This is a genomic window from Gilliamella sp. W8136, from assembly GCF_016101285.1.
Classification (GTDB): Bacteria; Pseudomonadota; Gammaproteobacteria; order Enterobacterales; family Orbaceae; genus Gilliamella; species Gilliamella apicola_N.
In genome coordinates, this window is record NZ_JACFQU010000039.1 from 1 (window position 1) to 1,380 (window position 1,380).

General features: G+C 36.2%; 1 protein-coding gene. It reads right to left on the reverse strand.

All coding sequences use genetic code 11. The features are described from left to right. Window positions 1-1,380: condensation domain-containing protein (locus H3T96_RS14555; protein ID WP_232356475.1), on the reverse strand; the 1,380-nt coding region annotated here is incomplete at both ends.

The window sequence follows — 1,380 nt, forward strand, 5'->3', positions numbered from 1 at the left end:
GAGTGGTGGAGGGTAAAGGCGCAGTAACTGCGTTAATCTGTTTTCTAATTAACTGTTGTGCCGTAGGTAATAGAGTAACGATAGGTTGTTGCCAATCTTGTTCAATAAATTGATTTAATAGTTGGATATAACTATTAAACATTTGATCGAGCAACCCCTCAGGGAATAGGTCTTCTACTGCATCCCAAGATAGTAATAAACCTCCTTCTAATTGATATAATTGATGATCTAACCATACCTGTGGAGTTTCTGATAAACCAGAGCCAGTTAGCTGTAAAAATCCTTGTTGTTCACTATCTTGTAATAATTCATCGGCAATTCCTAATGTACTCGTAAAGACAATCGGTAGGGATCCAGAATTAATTCCCTTATTGCGGGCTAGCTCTCTTTGTACCCAAATAGAAGATATTTCCCGGTGATCGAGTGCTGTAGCGAGTTCTTCTTGCAAACATTGGGCTTGATTTAATAATGATTTTGTTGCATCAGGTGAGTAAGCAATAGGTAATAATGAAGTAAAATCACCTGTAATTTGATAGATTTCTGGATGTACAGGTTGTCTATCGAACAGTGTCATATTAATCGTAATAGCTTGACCACCACTGTATTGACTGAGTACCTCAGCATAGATCAACATAATAATAACTGAAGGTGTTAAACTATGATTTTTAGCAATATTACATAAAGCAGCAAAAGTTTGATGATTCAATTTGGCCGTTTTACGAATAAACTTAGACTGTTTAATTTGTTGTGGATCAATTCTTACTGGTAATGGTGGGGCAGCAGGTAAAGTTGCCATACGGTTGCGCCAGTATGCTTCTGCTCTCTGTAAGGCATCGGTTGAATAGTTAACTTGAGTAACATAATCTCTAAACGATAAAGTGAGTTTAGGTAATTGTAAATCTGGATTTTGATAGAAATCAGCTAATTCTTTTAAGACTAACTTAATACTAAAACCATCTAAATTCATGTAATTAAATATGATAGCTAAATAATTGCGGTTATCAGAATAGTTAAAGCTGTGTATGGCAAAAGGTAAGCTATACTTTTCATTTTGCTGTTGTTGCCACCATTCGGCAACACTCTTTTTTACTTCTAATAGATTGTCATGTTGTGTTTGGGCAATGGTATATACAGGCCATTCTGGTAAAATTTGCTGTTCTGCTTGTTGTGTAACGATCGTATGCAACATATCATGACGTTCTACTAATTTATTCCAAGCTACCGTTAATCTTTGTAAATCTATTCTTTCTCCATCTAGTTCGACTAAATAGTGAGTACCACAGTTTAAAGGCAGGCCGGGTGCTTGCCCCATCCAGTAAGCACGTTGTACTTCAGTTAAAGGGAATGGTTGATAGCGATTTTTTAAATCAGCAACGACTT